Source organism: Leeuwenhoekiella sp. H156 (assembly GCF_052218455.1).
Lineage (GTDB): Bacteria > Bacteroidota > Bacteroidia > Flavobacteriales > Flavobacteriaceae > Leeuwenhoekiella > Leeuwenhoekiella parthenopeia.
Map to the genome: position 1 here is coordinate 311,534 of NZ_CP197499.1, position 22,827 is coordinate 334,360.

The 22,827-nt window shown below is 41.3% G+C and carries 16 protein-coding genes; 1 reads left to right on the forward strand and 15 read right to left on the reverse strand.

Translation table 11 applies throughout. The features are described from left to right. Nucleotides 1–410: 410 nt before the first annotated feature. The 10 genes from ACSSS3_RS01280 to ACSSS3_RS01325 all read right to left on the reverse strand — a co-directional run bounded on the left by ACSSS3_RS01280 (nucleotide 411) and on the right by ACSSS3_RS01325 (nucleotide 10,802). Nucleotides 411–1,139 (reverse strand): sulfite exporter TauE/SafE family protein, encoded by a 729-nt coding sequence (locus tag ACSSS3_RS01280; protein WP_442846133.1) that lies wholly within the window; start codon nucleotides 1,137–1,139, stop codon nucleotides 411–413. Nucleotides 1,140–1,334: 195 nt separating this feature from the next. Continuing rightward, nucleotides 1,335–2,606 carry a hypothetical protein gene (locus tag ACSSS3_RS01285; protein WP_442846134.1) on the reverse strand — a complete coding sequence of 424 codons (1,272 nt, stop codon included), beginning with the start codon at nucleotides 2,604–2,606 and terminating at the stop codon, nucleotides 1,335–1,337. Between the two features lie 5 nt (nucleotides 2,607–2,611). After that, the gene (locus tag ACSSS3_RS01290; RefSeq protein WP_442846135.1) at nucleotides 2,612–2,980 is read right to left on the reverse strand and encodes a hypothetical protein; all 369 of its coding nucleotides are present in this window, start codon (nucleotides 2,978–2,980) and stop codon (nucleotides 2,612–2,614) included. After that, nucleotides 2,973–3,599, reverse strand: coding sequence for a hypothetical protein (locus ACSSS3_RS01295; protein ID WP_442846136.1), 627 nt, complete (start codon nucleotides 3,597–3,599; stop codon nucleotides 2,973–2,975). Before ACSSS3_RS01295 ends, ACSSS3_RS01290 begins: the two co-directional genes overlap by 8 nt. 33 nt (nucleotides 3,600–3,632) lie before the next feature. Next, on the reverse strand, nucleotides 3,633–4,409 hold the full coding sequence (locus tag ACSSS3_RS01300) for a hypothetical protein (protein ID WP_442846137.1): 777 nt from the start codon (nucleotides 4,407–4,409) through the stop codon (nucleotides 3,633–3,635). Further along, complete coding sequence (locus ACSSS3_RS01305; protein ID WP_442846138.1) at nucleotides 4,410–5,372, reverse strand: hypothetical protein; 963 nt, start codon at nucleotides 5,370–5,372, stop codon at nucleotides 4,410–4,412. It abuts the gene before it with no gap. 188 nt (nucleotides 5,373–5,560) lie between these two features. Beyond that, nucleotides 5,561–6,988, reverse strand: a complete 1,428-nt coding sequence (locus tag ACSSS3_RS01310; RefSeq protein WP_442846139.1) for a hypothetical protein — start codon at nucleotides 6,986–6,988, stop codon at nucleotides 5,561–5,563. A 26-nt stretch (nucleotides 6,989–7,014) separates the two neighbouring features. Further along, nucleotides 7,015–7,581 (reverse strand): hypothetical protein, encoded by a 567-nt coding sequence (locus ACSSS3_RS01315; RefSeq protein WP_442846140.1) that lies wholly within the window; start codon nucleotides 7,579–7,581, stop codon nucleotides 7,015–7,017. Between the two features lie 294 nt (nucleotides 7,582–7,875). Next, complete coding sequence (locus ACSSS3_RS01320; protein ID WP_442846141.1) at nucleotides 7,876–8,613, reverse strand: LytR/AlgR family response regulator transcription factor; 738 nt, start codon at nucleotides 8,611–8,613, stop codon at nucleotides 7,876–7,878. After that, nucleotides 8,610–10,802: a tetratricopeptide repeat protein gene (locus ACSSS3_RS01325; RefSeq protein ID WP_442846142.1), complete on the reverse strand. Its 2,193-nt coding sequence runs from the start codon at nucleotides 10,800–10,802 to the stop codon at nucleotides 8,610–8,612. Before ACSSS3_RS01325 ends, ACSSS3_RS01320 begins: the two co-directional genes overlap by 4 nt. A gap of 141 nt (nucleotides 10,803–10,943) precedes the next feature. Between ACSSS3_RS01325 and ACSSS3_RS01330 the strand changes: the two genes are divergently transcribed. After that, nucleotides 10,944–11,078, forward strand: coding sequence for a hypothetical protein (locus ACSSS3_RS01330; RefSeq protein WP_442846143.1), 135 nt, complete (start codon nucleotides 10,944–10,946; stop codon nucleotides 11,076–11,078). 95 nt (nucleotides 11,079–11,173) lie between these two features. Here ACSSS3_RS01330 and ACSSS3_RS01335 read toward each other — a convergent pair whose 3' ends face one another. The 5 genes from ACSSS3_RS01335 to ACSSS3_RS01355 form a co-directional block, all read right to left on the reverse strand. Next, nucleotides 11,174–13,168, reverse strand: coding sequence for a thioredoxin domain-containing protein (locus ACSSS3_RS01335; RefSeq protein WP_442846144.1), 1,995 nt, complete (start codon nucleotides 13,166–13,168; stop codon nucleotides 11,174–11,176). A gap of 3 nt (nucleotides 13,169–13,171) precedes the next feature. Then, a complete protein-coding gene (locus tag ACSSS3_RS01340) occupies nucleotides 13,172–16,543 on the reverse strand; it encodes a VCBS repeat-containing protein (RefSeq protein ID WP_442846145.1) in 3,372 nt (1,123 codons plus the stop codon). Nucleotides 16,544–16,628: 85 nt separating this feature from the next. Next, nucleotides 16,629–18,152: a SusD/RagB family nutrient-binding outer membrane lipoprotein gene (locus ACSSS3_RS01345; RefSeq protein ID WP_442846146.1), complete on the reverse strand. Its 1,524-nt coding sequence runs from the start codon at nucleotides 18,150–18,152 to the stop codon at nucleotides 16,629–16,631. A 10-nt stretch (nucleotides 18,153–18,162) separates the two neighbouring features. Next, a complete protein-coding gene (locus ACSSS3_RS01350) occupies nucleotides 18,163–21,261 on the reverse strand; it encodes a SusC/RagA family TonB-linked outer membrane protein (RefSeq protein ID WP_228231014.1) in 3,099 nt (1,032 codons plus the stop codon). Between the two features lie 519 nt (nucleotides 21,262–21,780). Beyond that, on the reverse strand, nucleotides 21,781–22,827 hold the full coding sequence (locus tag ACSSS3_RS01355) for a sialidase family protein (RefSeq protein WP_442846147.1): 1,047 nt from the start codon (nucleotides 22,825–22,827) through the stop codon (nucleotides 21,781–21,783).

Here is a 22,827-nt window from a genome sequence, read left to right on the forward strand (position 1 = left end):
TTCAGGCTCTGTCACAGTAGCTGCTATTTTGATGCGAAATTTGCCCTTCCACTTTTGAAGTTGATCGGCACAAGTTTAACTGGTTTCCTTTATGGTCCTCTCCCAATTCTTCATAACAGATTTTACGAATGTCCAAATGGTATTTGCTTGCGATTTGCTGAAGCTTTTGGTGACATAGGCATCCCTGCTTTCGCTGGTTTTTATTTTGACAAACTGTATGGGTGATAGTCAGCCTCCAGGTTTTATTTGAAAGCAAGGTAGATCTGGGGCTGAGGAAAAACTATGACGATTGTCAGTTTACCCCATTTAAGTCGGGACTTTCTTAAGCATTATCCGGCGTGTGCAGGGCTAAAAAGAAACTTCAATATGAGAGACCGAAGACACCTGGATTTTCGGCTAATCGTCTCAAATCACAGATTGCTGAAAATACTTACAATCCCTATTCCAAGGATTAAAACAAGAACTATAGTTCTAAATTGATCCTGAGAAATTCTATTTAAAATCCTTTTCCCTATCCAGGTACCTCCAATACCAACAAGGATAAGCACAGGAATGAGATACAAAAGGTCTGCTCTCATGTAGCCATTTAAATAGTAAACCACGGTCCTACTAACGTCTACGGCGAGGTCAATTACTGCGGAAGTGGCGATAAATTTGTTCTTATCCATCTTAAAGGCTGCAAGAGTAATCCCACGGATGGCACCACCTGTTCCCAAAATTCCGGCACTTAACCCGGAAAGTGTTCCTCCAATCATAGCATTTTTTGACGTTGGTTTAACTGCCAGTTTTTTAAAAATTAAAAAAATCAAGCTAAGAGAAACTAAAAATATTCCCAGTAAATAGTTGAGGTAAACTGAATTAATATACTGGCTAAAGTAGCCGCCAATGATAACAAAAATGACTGCCGGCACTCCCAATTGGATAAGTAATTTTTTGTCCAGGCCTTTATTGAAAAAAGCAATTTTAGTAAGGTTGCTCGATACATGATACAAAGCGGTGATACCCAGGACAGATTGAAAATCCCAGAAGAAATTAGCAATGGGCACAAAAAAAACAGATGACCCAAAACCACCTACCGTACCTAAAATTTCAGCCAGAAGTGATAAAATTATAAAAACAGGAAGGTAGCGGTCTAACATTCATACAAATTAACTTTTTAAAAGTAGTACCAAATGCTTTGATTCCAGATGATTATTGTCATTGCATCTGAATTTATAGCATGAGTGAATTTCTAGTGCTCCGGTAACAACCTTAAAAGCAGATTACTAAGATTGCAAAATTATCTATCGACTTAATCTTCAGATTGTTGACTAAATGCCCTTTTTAGGGGTTAGTTACCGGATCTTATATTCACGACCATCGTATTTCAAAACCCTAGTCACAATTGAATTCGTTTCGCTCGAAATGCACCTCCCATCACTTTTCGCTTCGTTTAGGGTGTTAGTAATGTTGCTCTTTACCGTAATATCAAACCAGTCATTGGTTTGTTCCTTAGCTATTAAGAGCCTGTTTTCGGTGCGCTGAAATTCTCCGGCACAGGCTGTGTCCCATTCCCCGCCGGATTCAAGCACGTTAAAATGATTCAGGACTTTTTGCAGGCTATCTCCAGATTTTACAAAAAGCGACAGTGTCTCATTCTCATAAGGGTTTGCGTGGGACATCCCAATATAATGTAGCCGTATGCCAAAGGCGCTTTGATCCGGAGAGAGGTGCCACTGTGCCGTGTCTATTTTTATAGCAGTAAGTACAACAGCATCAGAAACCCAGTGGTTGGTTTTGGCACTCTCAAAAAAGCGGTGCGTGATCGTTTCGGTTTGATCATCTAGTAAAACGATATGGCTGTTGAGTTCAAAATAGTGGTCGCCTTCAGCTACAATTTCGGGAATGACCAAAATTTTACTATTAGGAGATTCATTCCAAAACGCGGAGGCAATCAGGTCTGTTTTAACCTCCAGCGGATGAAGCGCCAGTTCTTCTAAAACCGATAATACTGCGGCATAATCTGAAAGGCTTTCGCTAAGGTTTCTAGAGTCGTATGCTTCCATTTTACCATCCTGTTGAATACGGAATTCCTCTTGCCTAATCTCCGTTTCTTCGGTAAAACGAATACGATTTAATACGATTTTGCCTTCACTGATTTTAGACTCTATTCTTGAGATGCCCTTTGCAGTTTCATCATAAGCGACTACCTGATGATCAATGAGCTTACCTTGCAAATCGTAGTTGATCAGTACACTTTCCATTTCATATATTCCTTTTCTGAACGTTATCACCAGCGTATAAAAGTCCGGCGAAAGCGAAAGCCTGTAGGAGTCCATTGTCTGATATGCTGAACCTTCCCTGTAAAAGTCCGGGTATATTTTTTCGATGTTTAATGCCTGAACATCGAATGTTTTGATATCCTCTTGCTCTATAAAACGGTCAAAATTGGTGGTATCAATATGCGGTAACTGCTTGGTTCTGCTGCGGGAAATAAACTCCTCAAAACTGAGAAGGGTTTCCGGAAGGTTCAGATTGCCGTTTTTGGCTTCCACTTCAGTTTGCTTTCCTGAATTCTGATTGCACGAAACTAACAGCATAACAAACAACACATACACGAATTTCATCTCATTTATATTAAGTTAAAAACCTTTTCCAACAGATAATGTAAGCCAGCTACAAGCGTCAAAATAACTAAAAGCAGAAGTATACGCAGCACGATTTTACGCCTACTGCTGAGCTCTTTACTACCCAAAAAATAAACATCTGTCATTATAAATATTCCTGAAACCAAACAGCCTATAATCAACCCCAGACGCAGCAAACCAAAAAAATACAGCTTATAAAAGACAAAATCCCAAAGACCGGTTGTTTTTGGTATGGGTCCTAAAAGCAGGTATATGTATGACAGGGCCAGCAAAAATGCAATCACTAACCATAAGGCATATTCAAAAACTATTCTGATACGTGCGGGTCGTGATTTGAGACTTGGTTTACTCATTTTTTACGGAATCAAGGGCCTGATCACTAGTAATAGTACCCAATACTTCGGTTTTCGATACCGCTCCATCTTCATAAAACGTGAGTTCCCCGCAATAGCTTTCGGTATTATTAGCACACAGATTTACCCGAAAATCTGCCAACTTCTCTGCGCTGTACATCGACAACTCTTCCACAACAAAACCGCCCAAATCTTCTTCATTTTCAATAAAGTAGGCGGTTCCGGCATCAGCAAAAAGGTTAATTCCCCAACTCTTAGTGTACCGGTAAAAACGTAAAGAATACTCGGTATTCATGGCTGAGCCGGTTGAATCACTAGCTCCTGCTAACTTTTCGTTCTTATGATCAAGAACAAATTGCGTCAAGGCGGTATTCAATTTGTTTCTGTCCTTAACCGGATTTTTGATCAGGTACAAGTCCGGATAAACCCGGGAAGGAATAAATTCCATTTTTTGAAAAAATACCTGATTGATAAGCATGGCAATTAGTGCGACAATGCCCAACAAAAGCATAATCTGAGTGTATATTCTATTCTTTAGGATAAATCGCACCAGTCTGTAGCCCAGCAGTAGCAGCAACACCAGAATCAAACCTAAGACGATAAGAATGACAATTTCCATTTATTTGCCGGGTTTCAGATTACGGGTTTCAGGCTAGCGTTCATCAAAATGCGTTTTGATTTCGCTTAGAATCGCATACGTAACAGCATCATTTTTCTCGATCTCCCGTCGTTTCCAAAAGGTGTAGTTCCAGTATTGATCGTGTAGCTTTTGAGTATCTGCTTTAAAATAGATGTCTTTAAAAAAGGCTTCTTTATTGGTTTGACGGGCAATCTGCTGATACGCTTCAAGGCATTCCAAGAGCTTTTTTTCAAATACTTTTTGGTAGAGACTTTTAGGTATGCTTTCAAGAATGCCGGCTTTATGCCTGTCAAATATTCCCTGTAAATGTCGCGGGTTTCGATAGCGGTTTAAAAAACCTAGCCTGAGCTTATCGGCAAGTGAATTGTTTTTGGCAAACAGTTGATTTGGAAAAGAATGGTCAAAGGCCAGGTTTTCATAGTTTATGCAGGAACCTATGAGCGCCTTTAGAATATGCTCTTCACCAAAATCATCAACCACGGCATCAACAAGCTCATTAAGGCATAAGGCATCAAGTTCTTCACTTGCCTGAAAACGCTGCATGCAGGGATTGATGCGCGCATATTCTGCTTTATCAAGGTCTAAATATTGATAAATAAAGGTATTACTGTAGACTAATTCTTCTCGGGCCGATTCTTCAGCAATCGCTTCATTTTCAACACCTACTTCTTTCACATTATTTGCTTCCGCTAACCGTTCTATTAACCGAAGTGATTGGAGCGAAAAATAATAAGCCACAAAAACCAGTGCCAGGCCGGTAAATCCTAAAATGACAATCGCCTTTTTCATTTAATTTTTATAGTGATTCTGAATTTCCTTTAAAACCGCATACACCTCATCCGCATTCTTTTCTGCAAACCGACGGTCCCAAAAACTAAACGGCCATGAATACTTGAACGAACCGGTGTAGCTTGCCGACGGAAACTCCAGAAACGCTTCATCTGAAATGTCATACATCCTGTAAAACTTCACGTATTCGGGCGTTGCGGTAATGGTATCGTGTATTTCTACCAAATCATCTACCACATCCTTGCAGAGCCTGTCGTATTTAGCTTTGGAGAAAAAGGTGTACACATAGGCCTTGTTACTGTTCCAGAAATCGGCAATGTGTTCTGGTGACCGGTCTATAGCCTTTACTTTTTCATAGAGATACAGCAACTGGCAGCTACGTTCAAAAAAGGCGTAGTTTTCTTTATCTTCTAAATCGCCGTAATCTTCTTCCTCTGAATCGATTTGGTCAAAAGTATCGGGAATGGCATACATAGCTTTGTAATTTGGTCTCTGAAACCCGTCTTTTTCCTCATTAAATTCAAATACGACATCGAAGACTGTATTCCAGTAGCTTTCGGTGTATTCCTGATTTCTGAGGTTTTGTATGATGTTAGTTCTAATTGTGTTTTGATACGAAAAGCGATCTGCCTGTTTAAGACCGACTTCCAGCAGGAAAAATTCATATCCAAGCAGCGCGTTTCGATATTCCTGAAAATACTTAAAGCCTGCATACTCCTTTTCAGATTCTCTGGTTTCTGAAGCCATCTTTGAAAAACCGGTCTCTGCTGTACTGTATTTTATAGATCGCTTTTTATAGGCTGCATATTCGATATAGGCATAGCCCGAAGCCGCTGAAGTAAACAATAGCGCTGTTATGAGCAAACTGATTATAAGGGCTTTCTTTCGTGTAACGGCCAGAAATATCCCGATTAAAACACAAAGAACCACCGATGCCAATACTATTTTTAAAGCTAAAGTCATAATCATGGGCTTATCATTTTGCTTCAGATTTTAGTGTTTTCAGGCTTTATAAAGGCCTTTTCACAGCTCTTAAAAAAATTGATTATCAAAGCATTAAAATATACTAAATCTTATTTCTTCACCTACACGTTTAAAGCAACACCTCCTGCAAAAACGCCGGAGGTGTAAAACTATATCTGTTTTTGATTTTATAAATCTGTCCAGGCTCTGATAGCTCTTGTTGCCGCCGTGTTTGACTTATTAAATGAATACCCTATCCCTTCACCCGGTGCTTCAAGGAGAAACCAATCAGAATTGAATGCATCATTCTCAGTCGAAGTCCAATAGGCCGGCAGGAAGTCATCGCCTCCATTTGAGAGTATGGCGGGCTTGATGCTTGATAAATTATTGAATACTTCAGTCCATTCGGCTGTAGTGGGTAAATACCAGTCGTCATAACCGTTGGTGTCCAGATTTGAAGCAAGCACAGCTGCACTGGTTGCGGTCGTACACCCTGCAGTGATAATGGTGTTGGTATTTGCCTGCCCGGCTCCTATTGCATCTCCTGAGGCTCCGGTTAAAACACCCGTACATCCCCAGGTTGCATTGCCTGAGAGATTCGTAAGCCCGATTACCAGACCTTCGTCCCCGCTCGCATTTACCCAGAAAATAACACCTCCATATTTGTACTCTCCTATTTCGTTGGCATCAGTTAAGCTAACAAAAGCGTTTGAAGATACCGAGGAAGCGCCGTTACTTACACTAATGGTGGCAAGCATGTTGGGGTTGGTTTCAAAATCGAACAGGCTTCCATCGGCAACAGAAAGCACTCCCGTATTTTGATTAATCGAAAAGGCTCCCGCCGGATTTTGGAACGTAATACTATAAGTTAAACCACTTCCGCCCGAAGCCTGAATGGTGCCAACCACAGCTCCATTTGATGGGTTTTCAGCTATTGTGAAATTGGCTTCCTGTACTGTGATTTCATCGACATCACTGAGATTCACCGTTGCCGTTACGGTCTGCGTAAACACCCCGTCTTCGACCAAAACACTGGCTGTAATTACCGGGTTTGTTTCAAAATCAAACAGATTGGGATCTGCGACAGCCAATGCTCCTGTATTGGCATCAATACTCATTGCTCCCGCCGGCGTTTGCGATGTAATGGAAAAACTATAGGTTCCGCTTTCATTCACCTGAATACTTCCCAGAACCTGCCCGTCTGTTGGGTTTTCAGCTATTGTGACTTCTAAATTTTGTGCAGAAATCTCATTCAAATTGTTCAGATTAATTTGAAGGCTTGCGGTATTTTTCGCATTATCGGCGGTAACTGTTGCCGTTAGTGTAGGATTAGCCTCAAAATCAAACAAAGATGCATCGGCAACCGTGATCTCGCCTGAGCTGGCGTCAATACTCATGGCACCTGCAGGGCTTTGGGATACAAAACTAAAATTTGCTGCCTCACCTCCATCGGTCTCCATAACCCCTATCAGAACTCCTTCGGCAGGATTCTCATCCAGAGTGATCTCCAAATTCTGAAGACTTATCTGAACCCCGTCATCGTCATTGTTACAACCCAGAAGTACCGCAAACAAGGCTAAAATGACTATTGAATTTAAACTGTTTTTAAAATTCATAATTTCGATTTTTAAATTTTTCCTTTTTAGTAATCCATATTTGTAAGCGTTCCATCCAATGCGTAATTGAAGGTAAAGGTGGTCCCCCCGTTTTCGGGCCTTAGCATCACCACATATTCAATCTTTGAGCTATCCCCGTTTTTAGGCATCTTTATTAAAGCCATATGCAGCGCAGGGTTTTCGATGCTTTTTTCAGCAGACAGATTTTCCTTTGATTTTTCGACCAATTCACCCAGCTTTTGAAGACTAAGCCTGTCTCCCAGTTGAAACATAAAGTCAGCTGCATTGGTATTCTGGGGTACTTCGATGGTAACATCTGAGGTTTGTGACCAGTTATCCTGAGACAGACTCCATTGCCCCATTTTCAGGGATTGCGGTGCGTCTGTAACCGTGACTCCTATGATGTTCCCTATGGTTTCATTATAAGTGATCGTTAAATCGGTATAATAGGCGTCGTCGCCAAATTTGCTTTTCAGTTCTCCCTCAATAGTTTTGAATCCTTCGGCATTAGCTTCCTGCTTGCTGGTACCAACCCCACAGGAAATAAGCAGGCTCGCTACAAGTGCGATACAATTTAGTTTTAGTGTTTTCATAAGATATTGGTTATTGATTCTTGAATTGATTACTCGCTATTTCGCCTAAAGCGGAAAAACAAAACACTCCCTGCAAGCCTTACACCCAGGCAAGGGCATTTCCCGGAACCAAAACAGCCGGCTATACTCATGACGAAATGTTTAGTGTATGCTAAAAGTGCAACAATGCCTTTGACCCGGAAACAGGGAATGTATTTCCGCGGTTTACGAATGCATATCCGCCGGACTTAAAAGTCTATGTGTATTTGGGCAAATGGCGAAATGACGCCGGGCAGGTAGCCTCTGAAACGAATTCTAGAGGTTGTTGTATTTAAGAAAAGTAGCCAGAAAGGCTTCTTTTTTACGGGAAGAAACCGGTATTTTTTTTCCGCTTTTTAAAAAAATAATACCCGATTTATCGTACTTATCGATGTATTTCAGGTTAACCATAAACGACTGATGGGGCCTTGTGAAATGTATTTGTTCCAGCTTTTCCTCAAACTCCTTTAAGGGTTTTGAAGCTATGTACTTTTTCCCATTTGCCAGATGAAAAGACGTATAGCCCTTATCTGACTCGCAATACAGGAGTTCGTTAAGCTCTATAACCTGAAAGCTATCACTTAGTGAAAGTAGCAATGTAGACTCGTCTTTATACCAGACTTGTCTGGCCGTTTTGATCTGTTGTTTCTGCTCTCCTGAAGAAATGGTCTTAACCTTTGCCAGAGCTTCTTGCAGTTCCTGAGGGTCGACCGGTTTTAAAAGATAATCAACCGCTCCCGCCTTTAAGGCTTTTAACGCGTACTCCTCATAGGCGGTTATAAAAATGACCTTAAAATCCAGGTGTGCGGTTTGTTCCAGAAAATCGAAGCCGTTGCCATCAGAAAGATTGATATCCAGAAAAATAAGTTCGGGCTTGCACGTATTTGCAACTACAACCGCATCTTTTACCGATTCGCATTCCCCGATAACCTCCACATCGGTCGCTACAGACTGCAACAGGTGAAGCAAAGCCTTTCTAATGTATTCTTTATCTTCTACCAGCAAGGCTTTCATACCGTCTTCTGTTTTTCGTAAGGTAAAACCAAAGTTACTACAGTTCCCTTTTCATTGTATTTTGCTCTGTTTTCAACCTGTACAGATCCTTTGGTCTTAAAATGTCTGGATAAAATCTCCAGTCGCTCTGAGGTTATTTGGGTAGCCAAAGATTTCTTTCCGTTGTGCTGATTTACTTTTTCAGAATTGATCCCGATGCCATTGTCTTTAATTGTGCACACGAGCTCCTCATTTATAAACTGCAGGTGCACCTCTATTTTTCGGTCTTGAGTCTCGCCGGTAAAGGCGTGTTCAATGGCGTTTTCAATAAAGGGCTGTATAAGCATCGGAGGAATTTTGATGGAAGAAGCACTGTCATTAAGCTCCATTTCAATAGAAAATTCATATTGGTTACTTTCTAAATTTTGAAGCGCCACATAATTTTCGACAGCGGCGATTTCCTGAGACAGCAAAACCAGTTTATCTCTGGAATTCTCTAAAGTTAGACGCAACAACTTCGAAAATTTGGAAAGGTATTCTACCGATTTATTCTCTTCTTTGTTGAGAATCATTCCCTGTAAAACAGACAGGGAATTAAATACAAAATGCGGATTCATCTGTGAGCGCAGCAATTTTTGCTCCGTTAGAATGGTCTCATTTTTAGCCTTGATGTTTGTGAATTTTTGATAGAACACCAGAGATCCCAGAAGAATCGAAATCAATAAAATACCTATGGTAGCCCAAAGCAGGTTTTGGTTAGAACGGGCCAGATCCTGCGAAGTAGCCAGGACTTGCTTGGTGAGTTCCAACTCCCGAATGTTAGCCGAATCCCGCGCCTGTCTGTACTTATACTCGTACTCAACCTGAGCTATTTTTTCAATATTTTCTTTATTAAACAAACTATCATTCAGTATTTTAAACCTTTGATGTTTTTCTAAGGCCTTTTTAAACTGACCGGTGTTCTCATAAATAACAGAAAGCAGCTCCATGGCTTTTTTGTGCATTTCCAGAAGGTGTAATTCTTCAGCTATTTGCTCAGCTTCCTGAGCAAAAGACAGCGCTTTTTGATAGTTTAGTTCCTTCGTGTAACTTTCTGCAATACCCAGAAGACTCACGGGCAAAACGTGTTTGTTATTTGTTTGCTCACTTATAGTTTTAGCTTTCTCAAAATTATCGCGAGCGATCACCGGTTTGCCCAGCAGCAGGTGAATACCTCCTATATTATTATGGCATATAGCGGTTTGTTTTAAGTCGCCAATCTCCTCGCTGGTTTTAAGTGAAGTGTTATGGTATGCTAAAGCCTTATTATAATCCTTTTGGAGGAAATAGAGTTTCCCCATATTACCCCTCACTATTGCGGCCAGTTTATCATTTCCCTGCTTTGATGAAAACAACAAGGATTTCTCGTAATAACTCAAAGCTTTAGGATACTTTTCAAGAGCACTATATACTTCACCCAGATTATTCATCTTTACAGCCATCCCCATCGTATCGCGGGTTTTGATATCGTACTCGAGACTTTTACTGAAGTTGTCGAGGGCCAAAGGGTAATTGCCCTGTAACTTATAAACCACTCCCAGATTTATATGAACATACGAAATACCGTCTTCGTCATTCATAGCCCGGCTTTCTTTTAAAGCTCTTTTATAATTGAGAACCGCCTCATCCAACCTACCCATTTCAGAGTAGGCATTTGCGCTATTGATGAGAATGGTTATCTGCTGTCTTTTGTTTCCGGTTTTTTTATAAATATCGAGTGCTTTGCTGTAAGCATCAATGGCATCTGCATACCGAGAGAGGTCATAAAAGGTAATACCAAAAGCAGTGTAACAAGAGGCAATCCCATCCTGATCATCAATAGATTTATTGTAAGCAAGGGATTGCTCAAAATACTCCAGACTTTTATCGTAGTCAGACTTGATGTTTTCTAGAATTCCCTTTAAATAAAAAACCCGGGCTTTACCTTTTATATAATCAAGCTCACTACTCAGTCGCTCGGCTTCATCGAGATACGAATAGGTAAGGTCTAAATCTCTCTGAAAATGAGAATAGGCAAGGTCATATAACAAATTGACACGTGTGGTATCTTTTTCTTTGTGAACCGACAATGCGGTTTTTAGACTATCAATCTTTTTCTCCTGTGCCTGAGCTTTACAGACAGTAAGGAAAAAACAACACCAAAAAAGAAAGCGGTAACGCATACTGTTCATAAATTAGGTCTGTCTCTTTTGGGTCTGTTTTAGGCTTTAATTAAAAAAGGGTGAGCGCTTTCCAAAATTAGCGCTGAGTAAACTATTCAAACGCTATTAAATCTCAGGCTATCTCACTAAACACCGGTAAATTACATTATTTTGTTTTTTCTCAAAGGCTATTCGGCTGATTTTAAAACCGCTACTTATGTTCCCGCTTTCCCAAAGCCCGATTGGGGACAGGCTGGTTTCCGGGAATCTGGCTTGTTTCTGCAAATTGCCTTCAACGACTCTTGAGGCGGCAGTTTGGGCTTTCTAAAAGTTCTTTTGAATTGAGCGTTTTAGGTTGTTGGATGGGATTGTGGAATTATTTGACAGCCCTTCATTAAAACTTACAATTGTTTCAAAGCCTCAGAGACCACTGTCACCGGTAATTTACAAAACGTCTCCTGACAGACATAGATATACGTTTCTTCCGGATCGTAGCGGTTTTCGAATAAGGGTCCGTCTTTTCCGGTTTTCGAAAAAGCAGTCAAAACATTCGGTAAATAGGTATTCCAAATCTCCTTTGTTCGGGTTTCAGCCTCATTCCCCACCACTACACATTCATAATACGGATACACATAACCCAACTGCACACGAAGCGCTGTGGAGTAATTTGCAGGATATTGAAGTGCTTTAGGTTTGATGATTTTGAGCATGGCTTCCGCAGTATTCCGGTAGCTTTCCAGGCCGCTTATTTTGCTTAATTCAACCGCATTGAAAGTCATTAATGCATTAGGAGAAGGCATTACATCATCATCTGTTTTAAAGATTGGTGTGATAAGGTTTTTGCTTTTACAATAGCGAAAAAGCCCTGTCGAAGGTTCAAAAAATATATCCTGAGCCTTTTTAAACAGTACCCCGGCTTTCTCAGCATAAGCTATTTCCCCGCTTATCAAATACATATCTAATGCTGCCCGGGTAAGGTAGGTATAGTCTTCAAGATATACCCCGTTTTGTTGAGCTGAAGGTAGATGTTGTAATTCTCCAGCGTCGGCTAATGCCAAATAGGTAAAAAGCTGCTCTGCTTCCTTCAAATAGTCCTCATCCTGAAAGGCTTTATAGGCTTCGGTGTAGGCTGTGACCAGAAGGGCGTTCCACGAACTAATTACTTTGTCATCTGTAAGTGGTTTTGGTCTAGAAGCACGAGTCTTATTGAGTTTAGCAAGCTGATTTTGAAGTTGAGTCCAATTGGCAGAAGGTTGTATACCCAATACGTAGTTTTCCGTAGTGAAGGGATATAATTCAAAGTTTTCTTCTACTTCTTTGAAACTTCCTAATGTACTTTCGAGTTGATTTTTGGTCCAGATGTAATACGCACCTTCGCCCTCATCAGTATCTGCACGGATCGAAGACTTGAAACCCCCGGATTCACTTTTTAATTCGTTTTCAATAAACTGAAGTGTCTGTACCGCTATATGCTTGTATGCTTCCTTTTTAAAAAGTCGGTATGCTTTGGCATATACACCTACCAGCTGTGCATTGTCGTAAAGCATTTTTTCAAAGTGCGGAATTTGCCATTTTCGATCTGTAGCATACCTGAAAAAACCACCACCCACGTGATCGTAGACTCCGCCCGAAGCCATTGCATCTAAGGTACGTTCCAAATGCTCCAGGGCTTCAGTATCTTTTGAAAGCAGCGCATAATCCATCAAAAAAGATAAGGAGGCCGGAAGCATAAATTTCTGCTCTCCACTATTCCCGCCGTATTCGGTATCCCATTGATTTTTCCACCCGGCAAGCGCATCCTGCAAATCTGACTTTGTAAAAGCTTTAGGTTCTGCTTCAGGTTCAATTAAAGCAGCCTGCTGCACTCCTTTGGTAATATTATCGGCAAATGCAACGGCTTTCTCCGGTTGACTGGTGTAGAGTTCGTTTAATTTTTTGAGTACCTGAATCCATTGTGATTTTGTGTGGTAGGTGCCGGCATAAAGTGGGCGACCATCAGGCAGAGCTATTACATTAAGTGGCCAGCCACCCTGACCTTTTATCAATTGCAGGGCGGTCATGTAAACCTGATCAATATCAGGGCGTTCTTCCCGGTCTACTTTAATGCTTATAAAGTGAGCGTTCATAACCTGCGCAACTTCTTCGTCCTCAAAAGACTCTTCAGCCATAACTTGACACCAGTGGCAGGATGCGTATCCTATACTAATTACAACCAGTTTTGATTCTTCCTGAGCATGTTCTAAGGCTGCCTCGCTCCAGGCTTGCCAGTTAATAGGATTATGTGCGTGATCCAGTAAATACGCACTCTCCTCTTCAATTAAAGAATTGGTATACTTAAACTGTTGCTCCTGAGCAAAACTTACCAGTGTAAAAAACAGGAAAAACCAGCGCATCATTACTTATCGGTTAGTTAGGGCTTTTGGGACCAAACCGTTTTCCAATTTAAACCATTGTGCCTCGCTATCATTATTAGCCACAAGTACAAAACGGTCTTTCCCTATTTGCATCTCGGTTATTTTCCTGGCGTCCCGATTTGCAAAAAAGCCGGAGCCTAAAACCGAAACGGGCTCAAAACCGCCTGTGCCATTACCTAAAAGCAGCATCCCCGTACCGGCATCGTTGCGTGGCGTTTCAATTTCTGAAACGAAAAGATTACCCACTGCCAAAACATCAAGATTACCATCGCTGTCGAAATCGTCAACCAGTAAATCATTAATGCTTGAAAGCTGTGTCATTCTGGGTAATTCATGCATTTCAAAGCTCCCATCACCGGTATTCTCAAGATAAACCGAAGCAAACGTATCTGCCACGTAATGCAGGGATTTATCGAGTTTCTTCTCGCCATAAATCGCGTCGAGTTCCAGAGATGCAAAAATATCGTACTGCTTTATTTCAGCCTTGAGCCCGGGAATCTGTTGAGAAGAGCATGAAAAACCTCTAAGCGGAAAGTGTTTATCATCATCGTGATAGCTGAGTACAATATCGTAAGACCCATTCCCATCAAAATCGTTGTAATAAATATCGAAAGGCTCTTCCGGAGAGGTCTGGTATTTATAGTTAAGACCCAGATTGCCAACTATAAAATCTTCATCTCCATCCCTATCAAAATCTCCCTTTTCAATAGCAAACCACCATCCTGTAGAATTCCCTAAACCCATTGTATCTGTCCGCTTTAGATTCCCGTTTGTATTTAAGAATACCGTTACCGGCATCCATTCCCCTACCAACATCAAATCTGAATCGCCGTCCCCATCGATGTCAGACCAGACTGCATCGGTAACCATCCCGATATTTTCCAATTCGGGTGCCAGTTCTTTGGTTCTATTGACCAAACGATTATTCTCGTTGACTAGCAACATACTGCTTGCCGGAAGCGGGTACTGATGTGGCCAGTGTCTTCCGCCCACAAACAAGTCGATATCACCGTCATTATCATAATCTAAAGCTCTAACCGCAGAACCGCTGTCGCGACCAATATTCTGAATGGCTCCTTTTTTAAAATTTCCTTTTTGGTCATTGAGATATATGCGATCTACATAATGAAAATCGTTTACGGGATATTCATTACCACCACTTACCACGTACAAATCCTGAAAACCATCGCCATCTACATCAAAAAATACGGCATCTACATCTTCAAAAGCATTTTCCTTATCCCAGAAATCAGCGTTTATTGATTCGAACTTTCCATCTTCATCCTGAACAAAAAGTCTTGGGGCGTAACCACTTGCTCCTCCAAAAAATAAATCTTCTAATCCGTCATTATTTACATCTCCCTTAGCCAGGGCCGGGCCAAACTGTGACATTTTATGCGGAAGCAGTACCTGATTGGTGTAATCGTCGTAGTCATTCTCAGTATGAACCAATTGAATGGGAACAGCTTCGGTTTTCTCGAATAATATCGACTCATTTTGATCTGCAACTGGCCCAGAGCTGGCATCAGCTTCTTCCATTACCAAAGTGAGTTCCCGGTTTGCAGGGAGATTTTTAAGAGTTGTCTTTTGACTGTTTGGCCAAATGACCACAAGACTGTCTAAACGGGTCGCTGCTCCAAGTCCGAAATGAGCGGTTTGCTCACTGGTGCTGTAGATTCCTCTTACGTTTGTAGTTTCCAGCAATTGAGCTTGACCCGAGTTGTAAGCGACTATTCGCGAACCCAGAACCGGCTTATGAGCGTTACTGTTAAGCTTTACTCTCAAATAATTGGCATTTCTGAACTGCTCTGCATTGTTCTTATACACAAAGGCCTCGGCATTGATGTTATTTACGACCAGATCCAGATCGCCGTCGTTATCGAGATCAGCATAGGCCGCTCCATTAGAAAAGGATTCCTGATCAAGTCCCCATGCTTCCGTTACTTTATCAAACTTAAGATCATCTTTGTTTTTATATGCGTAATTTTTCAAAGGTTGAGACGGAATGAGTTCTAAAATACGGTCGAGTTCTACAACGTCCCAAACACTAACTTCAGAATTGTCGTCAGGATTTTCTGCGGCATAATTCTGCAAGGCTTCGGCTACATACTTAGCTACTTTTTTATCTGCATCGGTATTCCGGATATCGCGTAAAAGACCGTTTGAAACGTAAGTGTCTTTTAACCCATCGTTATCAAAATCTGCGATAAGGTTACTCCAGCTCCAGTCAGTCTTCGCCATTCCAAAAAGTTGGGCAACATCGCTGTAAGTACCGTTTCCGTTAGAAAGCTGAAACGTATTGTACATATATTGATAATGCCCGCCGTCGTTTACCACTTTCCAAAATGCATCCGGATTCATTCCGCTCATATTGGCTTTGGAGCGGTAATTGTCTTCCGCCGCCATATCAACGGTAAAAATATCGAGTTGGCCATCATTATTGATGTCTGCCACATCAACTCCCATACTGTAAAAGGATATGTGATTCATGGCCTCATCAATCACATTGCTAAAGGTTCCGTCCTGATTATTGATGTAGAGCAAATCTGGAGCATCAAAATCGTTGGCTACGTAGATGTCTGTCCAGCCGTCATTGTTGAAATCACTGGTGGATACTGCATTGGGATAGCCTGATTTAGCCACTCCTGCAAGGGATGAAACCTCAACAAAAGAATTACCACCCCGATTCTTATAAAGCTTAATATGATATTCAGGCCTTAACAGGTTAGTACCGGAATACTTGGAATAGCTCCCGGGATTGGGTGGTTGGGTGAGCAGGATCAGATCGAGAAAACCATCTTTATTATAATCAAAAAAGGAAGCGTGACGCGTGCGCTGTTGATCAGCCACACCATACTGCTCTGCCGATTCTGTAAACGTCGCATCACCGTTGTTGATATACAATAAATTACGACGCAGTTCAGGTTTCTCATCATACAATTCGCGGCTTAGGTAAATATCCGGCCAGCCATCATTATTTACGTCTGCCACCGTTACGCCTGTAGTCCAACCGCCATCGTGTACCAAACCAGAATTTGCGGAAGCATCTTCAAACTTCAAATCACCTGTGTTGAGATACAACTTGTCGTCTACGAGGTTTCCTGCGAAATAGATGTCCTGCAAACCATCCCGATTAAAATCACCAATACCTACTCCTGCCCCGCCGTAAAAATTGTCGTAAAGCAAAATATTACGTTCGGTATTTTCATCCAGAAGATTATTGAAATGAATCCCTGTTTTTGAAGATTCAAGCAGAGTGAATTGCTTAAGCTGCTCTATTGATGTTTGCGCATGTATGAAAATGCCATTAAAAATCAGAGCAATGCAGTAGAAGCTAAGGGTACAAAATCTGTTCATAAAAAGCATCTGTAGATTTAAAAATATACAAAAAAAGGGAGAGTCTCCTCTCCCTTTTTTATAAGGCTAGATCAAAAAAATAAGCTTATTCGGCATCCCACCACATACGTGTAGTAAGTCTATCTGGTCCCTGATCTGAAATTACTGCATTGTAATTCTCAGCATTAAGAACAGCTTCATTAGTAGGATAAACCAAACGGCGAGGAATAGTCCCGCCCGTATCATTACCCTCGTAATTCACAGGAGTAAGTGCCGGTATTCCGGTACGTCTCCAGTTTGCATAGGCCTCATATTCATTCAGGAAAATAGCGAGGTAATACTGGGTGTTAATCTGTTCTAAGGCATTAGCAGCATCGTATGGATTGGCTGTTAGATAATCTGCAATCGCAGTATCTGAAATAGTTGCTCCCGGATCATATATTGCAAGATACTTCATCGCAGCAGTAACCCCGTCTTCATAATGCGTAGCCGCAGCAGCTGCGCCACCCGCAAGGCCCCATCTTACGGCAGCTTCGGCAAGCATAAACTCTACCTCCGCATACGTTTGCCAGAACATAGGTGCTCCCTCACTCATCAAGAATTTAGAGTTTGGTTCAGAATAGGTACTCAAATCAGCACCGCCGCTATAGCTTTGGATTGTAGTTGCATCAAGACCGTTAGGTAAGCCTTTTTGGTTGGCAGGGTTGTCATCAACTACCCCATTATCTGGAGGAAGTGCAGCATATACCCGTATTCTTGGATCATTACGCTCTTCAAGCATATCAAGAAAGGTCTTGCTTATACGAGCAGAGCGATCTGCTGTAAATACTTCTCCATTACCGTTTCTAATGATACCATTACCTCCGGTCTGGTGCGTGATGTAAGCGATATCATCATTAGATTCCATCACCCCACCTGCGATTGCTTTGCCGGCCCACTCCTGAGCGGCAGCAGGATCAACTTTCACCATACGCAAAGCCAAACGAAGCATTAACGAGTTGCCCCATTTCTTCCATTTTGAAAGATCGCCATTATAAATAATATCTGCTGATCCTATCGTTGAGGTTCCACTGCTTAGGGCAGTTGTGGCTTCTTCAAGTTCTTTAAGCATATCTGCATAGATGTCTTCCTGCTTGTCATAAACCGGTCTGGTTACCCCTTCAATAAAGGCCTTTCCTGCCTGAGAGTAAGGAACATCCCCATACAGGTCAGTGATTCGACTGTAAGCAAAAACACGCAGTATTCTTACCATCGCATATTCCGGAGAACCCGTTAGTTCTTCAGATTCCAACTGAAACTTCATATCTTCAATGGACTTAATAGTCTGCGGATATTGTGCATCCCAGTATGCCGAAGAATAGGCCGCATTGTAAAAATACTTGTCTCCACTCCAGTAGCCCTGTGTATTTGCAAGGTGCTGAATCATTGTTGAGCAGTAAATTAAGTTTCCCCTCCATGATTCATAACGTTGTCCTGAAGCATATAGAATTGCTTTTGGAAACTTATATTGAAGATCAAGTTCATTTGATTTGGTAGGATCAACGTTAAGTTCGTCAAACCCCTTGTCGCACGAAACCCCGGTAGTTAATACGAGAAGTAGTAGCGTCGCTTTTATTAAAATATTTTTCATGTTTCTTTTTTTAAAACTTTACATCAACACTTAATCCGTAACTTCTTGTGGAAGGCAGTCCAAAACGCTCAATACCATTTGCGAACGTATTGTTATAAGCAGATTCCGGATCTATATTTTCGGTTTTTCTCATTAAGAAGAATAGGTTTCTACCTATGAAAGAGACACGTGCACTTCTAATAAATGTACTTTCAAGAAGACTGGATGGTAGTGAATAGCCCAGACTTAGCTGTCTTAGTTTGATAAAATCAGCGTCCTGAACGTTAGCCTCCGCTATATCGTAAAGTCTTTGATAGTACGTTCTTAGATTCTCTGGCGCAATAGTCGTTGAGAAATCATTACCTGCTGCATTGACTCCGGTAACTGTTAGGCCATTTTCTCGCCCTACCAAAGTGTTTTTACTTGAACCATAGTAATTTGCAAAAGCACTTGTCCCTGAGAATATATCACCACCAAACTTGCCGTCAATTAAGAAGGAAAACTCGAAATTCTTATAATTAAAGGTATTGGTAATACCCATTGTCCACGGTGCAACACCCTGACCTATTACATCATTTGGACCTATCGTAGGAGCACCATTGCTATCGTACTGAATGTTTCCATCCTCATCTCGTATAAAAGTGGTTCCGTAAATGGTGGCTGCTGGATATCCTACCAAGAATCCCGATTGCGAGTTAACTCCATAAGCTGCATCACCCGGAAAAATGGGGTTACCATCATTATCTGTCTTGGTAACTTCGTTTTTATTGTAAGTAAGATTGTAACTCACGTTCCATTCAAAATCTGTGTTTTTAACAGGACTTCCACTTAATAACATTTCAACACCTCTGTTTTGAAGCTCTCCGATGTTGATACTCGCACTGCTATAACCCGAAGCTGTGGAAGTATTTATGTTTACGATATCATTCTCTGTCTTATTTGAGTAATAGGTTAAATCAAGATTTAAACGACTCTTAAATAAGCGCAGGTCCAAACCTACTTCATATTCCTTCTTTGAAAAAGGTTCCAGATTTTCATTAGGCAATGAAGAATTGTTTATACCACCCAAAGAAACTGTTGGTCCGGTAGCTGTATAGGTATCTGTAATAGCATAGGTTAAGGCCAGTTGATACGGATCATTAGCACCACCACCTACATCAGAATAGCCTGCTCTTAGTTTACCAAAGCTGATCCATTCCGGCATCTCAAAAGCATCTGAGAATACAAAACTGGAGTTAACGGAAGGATAGAAATAGTTGTTAGGCGCGGTTTTACCTTCTTTGGAAAGTGTTGAGAACCAGTCATTTCTTCCGGTTACAGTTACATATAGGTAGTTTCTAAATGAAAACTCTGATGAGAAATAAACTCCATTTCTCTTTACCCGACTCAATTGATAACTGTAATTTCTATTGGCCACATTCTCGATATTTACCAGTGACGGAATAACAAAGTCATTCCCGATTAAATTGATAAACTCGTTTTTCACATAGTTGGAGTTGGCACCAACCAAAGTTGAAGTCGCAATATCATCAGTAATTTGTTTGTCAAAACCTAAAATCACATCGGCGTCAACAGTTTTCACATTGAACGTTTGTTCCTGCATTCCGCCTCTTGGTTTATAAGCAGTACCGTAAGGCTCAACCGAAGTTAAACGAGCCGTAAATTGATCTATACCTGTTCTGCCTAAAAGATAAAGCTCGTCTGTAAATTGATATTTAAGGGTCGTAGAACCTATAAATCTGTCTTTATCGCTTTCATTGCTGAATCTATAAGCAGTCCAATACGGGTTTTGATGATACTGATTAGAAGAAATTAAAAACTCTGTTCCTTCTTCGTTAAAACCAGGCTTGTAATTATTTACATCAATGTTTGGAGGTGAAAGCGCTACAGTAAAGTTTCCATTACCCGGAGAATCTGAAGATCGGGGACGGTTGTTAACTCCCTCAATGATGTATTTTCCACTTACGTTAAGGGTAAGTTTGTCTGCAAGCACAGCTCCTGCATTTAAAGAAAATGTCTTTCTGTTCAAACCTGCATTTGGGGTTATATCATCATTAGACAAATCGGTAGCTGAAAAACGTAAATTGTAATTCTCCCCTGCCTGACTAATGGCGACTGTATTAATGGCAGTTGTTCCGGTCTCATAATACTTGTCAATGTTATCGCCTGTATATGCATAAGGACGGCTCACTCCGTCAAACTGTACTGCAGAAGATACGCTACCCAATCTGGCTCCCCAGGATTGCATTCCCGCGTCTAAAGCTTCCTGCTGAGAAGAAGGCGCCACTCCGTTGATACCCTGCCCATAAGTTGTTTGAAACTCATAAAGATCAGTCATTACAGTCTCTAACTGGTAAGAACTTGAGATATCAATACCAAGTCCCTTTTGCCCTTTACCTGATTTTGTAGTAATTACGATAACCCCGGCAGATGCACGTGACCCGTAAAGTGCAGCGGCAGCACCCCCTTTTAGCACGCTTATGCTTTCAATGTCATCCGGGTTAATACCGGAAACACCGTCACCAAAGTCTGAACCACCCCATCTGCTGGCAGACCCCAGATTTTGGTTGTTAATAGGGATTCCATCTACGATATACAATGGCTGTGAAGTACCACTTAAAGACGACACACCCCGTATCACCACTTTACTCGTACCTGCAGGTCCTGTAGCCGCTCCCGTTATATTAACACCTGCGATTTTACCTTGAAGGGCATTGATGGCATTTACCTGAGGAACTTCTGCTACGGCCTCACCACTTACTTCAGTAAGTGAGTAACCCAAAGCCTTTTGCTCCTTTTTGATACCTAATGCGGTAACCACAACGGCATTGAGTTCTTCTGTACTTTCCTCTAAGCTTATGTTAATAACACCGCCGGAAGAAGCAGGCCGCTCTACTGTAACAAAGCCAAGAGCAGAAAATTCAAGAATTGCATTAGAGCCGGAAACATCAATAGAATAGTTGCCGTCAAAATCTGTTGACGTTCCATTAGAAGTGCCTTTTTCAATAACATTTACTCCCGGCACAGGATTTCCCGAAGAATCGGTAACTGTACCTGTAACTGTCTGGGCCAGAATTCCGGAGAAACTCAAAAGACCAAAAACCAAGAGGTATATAGTTTTCAACTTCATTTTAGATAGGTTTTTAGATGATTTAATTGTTTAGAAATTGTTTGCATTCATAGTTAACAGCAGAGAACCTGAAAGTAGTATCTGAGTTCCCGGTTGTTATACGTTTCAGGACTTAGCTAAGTCCCGTTTTTACTGGGTTTTCAGCATCTGATACATAATATTTTATCATAGAATATTGGTTTTGATTAGGTTATGCTTTTGTTAGTGAAAGCTTAATTCTTTCTTAAAGATGTTTATAAATTCATGTTAAAAGAAACTATTTCGACAGATAACACCTCTCAGAAGTTAAGTAACAAAATAGGCTATGTAGACAACCTCTGGAAAATGACAAATAACAGGTTTAAACTCCTAAACGTTGAAATATTAATCTGTATCGGGCATTTCCAATGATTAAACCCTACAGAATTATAGTTAAATCTGAAGAATTCAAATTTGAAAAGACTGAAGAATCCGAACTATACAACTAAAGGATACACCTAGAACCCGGCTAGCATTTCTTCTGAAGTAATTACATTTAGGTTACTTCTCAACCCGAAGCTTCACATACCTGATTTTGTTGCGGTTGTGGGTATAGGAGATATGTACAAATCCCTGAGCGTCCTGAATGATTGCCGGATAGCTAAACTCGCCTTCGCTTGCGTTTTCTAGGACTAAAACATCTTTCCAGTTGTCACCATCTGCACTGTAGGCCAGATTGAGTTTGTTGCGACCGTCTGCCCAGTCTGCACCGGCCTCGGTGGGATTGTAAACCAATAGAAAAGTACCATCTTCTAAAGTCACTGCATCTACCCCGCTGTTGGGATTGAGCACCTTACTTGTTACAGCTTCAGACCAGGTTTTACCATTGTCGTTGCTCGTACTTTCCATCAAATAATTCTGATTGCTGCGCATTAAGGCTTTTAAACTTCCGTCTTTAAGCTGAAGTAGGGTAGGCTGAATCACCTTTACCGTATCTGCGGAAGGAATGGCTACCCTTTCCCATGTATAGCCCTGATCATAGGACAGTTCAATATGCGATTTCCAGACCTCGCCCCCATCGCTTTCCACGCTTGACGGACTCACAATGACGCCAGATCCCAATTGGATGGGTTTATTTTTTACAGGACCGAGGATTCCGTCGGGTAGCCGTTTTGCTTCAGACCAGGTTTTACCGGCATCTCCTGAAACTTTCAACATTCCCCACCAGGTTGAGGGTGACGGACCTTCCTTATAAAACAGGAGTAATTTATTCTCGGCATTCTTAAATAAAACCGGATTCCAGGTAGGATAGCTTATGCTGTCAATCGCAGTCTGGCCGTCAGCCACTTTTTCAGGTACAGACCAGGCGTCCTGAGTGAGCCGACTGGTGTAGATACTTACCTCAGGATGCCGCTCGTATTCCCCGCCGAACCATGCCGCGAGAATCTCACCGTCAAGGGTTTCCACAAGCGTTGAAGCGTGACATTGTTTAAACGGAGCCTCGTTAAAAATAAATTCATCTGCTATTATCTGTACCTGTGGTGTTTGATTCTGAACGCAGGAATTTAGCAGAAACCCGGCAAAGAATAGTATGAAAATGCGGTACAT

What these genes read in the sequence shown, in the direction of transcription:
- ACSSS3_RS01300 (WP_442846137.1), bottom strand. Translation starts at nt 4,409, where the DNA reads ATGAAAAAGGCGATTGTCATTTTAGGATTTACCGGCCTGGCACTGGTT.
- ACSSS3_RS01290 (WP_442846135.1), bottom strand. Translation starts at nt 2,980, where the DNA reads ATGAGTAAACCAAGTCTCAAATCACGACCCGCACGTATCAGAATAGTT.
- ACSSS3_RS01340 (WP_442846145.1), bottom strand. Translation starts at nt 16,543, where the DNA reads ATGAACAGATTTTGTACCCTTAGCTTCTACTGCATTGCTCTGATTTTT.
- ACSSS3_RS01310 (WP_442846139.1), bottom strand. Translation starts at nt 6,988, where the DNA reads ATGAATTTTAAAAACAGTTTAAATTCAATAGTCATTTTAGCCTTGTTT.
- ACSSS3_RS01355 (WP_442846147.1), bottom strand. Translation starts at nt 22,827, where the DNA reads ATGTACCGCATTTTCATACTATTCTTTGCCGGGTTTCTGCTAAATTCC.
- ACSSS3_RS01325 (WP_442846142.1), bottom strand. Translation starts at nt 10,802, where the DNA reads ATGAACAGTATGCGTTACCGCTTTCTTTTTTGGTGTTGTTTTTTCCTT.
- ACSSS3_RS01305 (WP_442846138.1), bottom strand. Translation starts at nt 5,372, where the DNA reads ATGACTTTAGCTTTAAAAATAGTATTGGCATCGGTGGTTCTTTGTGTT.
- ACSSS3_RS01350 (WP_228231014.1), bottom strand. Translation starts at nt 21,261, where the DNA reads ATGAAGTTGAAAACTATATACCTCTTGGTTTTTGGTCTTTTGAGTTTC.
- ACSSS3_RS01335 (WP_442846144.1), bottom strand. Translation starts at nt 13,168, where the DNA reads ATGATGCGCTGGTTTTTCCTGTTTTTTACACTGGTAAGTTTTGCTCAG.
- ACSSS3_RS01345 (WP_442846146.1), bottom strand. Translation starts at nt 18,152, where the DNA reads ATGAAAAATATTTTAATAAAAGCGACGCTACTACTTCTCGTATTAACT.
- ACSSS3_RS01285 (WP_442846134.1), bottom strand. Translation starts at nt 2,606, where the DNA reads ATGAAATTCGTGTATGTGTTGTTTGTTATGCTGTTAGTTTCGTGCAAT.
- ACSSS3_RS01295 (WP_442846136.1), bottom strand. Translation starts at nt 3,599, where the DNA reads ATGGAAATTGTCATTCTTATCGTCTTAGGTTTGATTCTGGTGTTGCTG.
- ACSSS3_RS01280 (WP_442846133.1), bottom strand. Translation starts at nt 1,139, where the DNA reads ATGTTAGACCGCTACCTTCCTGTTTTTATAATTTTATCACTTCTGGCT.
- ACSSS3_RS01315 (WP_442846140.1), bottom strand. Translation starts at nt 7,581, where the DNA reads ATGAAAACACTAAAACTAAATTGTATCGCACTTGTAGCGAGCCTGCTT.
- ACSSS3_RS01320 (WP_442846141.1), bottom strand. Translation starts at nt 8,613, where the DNA reads ATGAAAGCCTTGCTGGTAGAAGATAAAGAATACATTAGAAAGGCTTTG.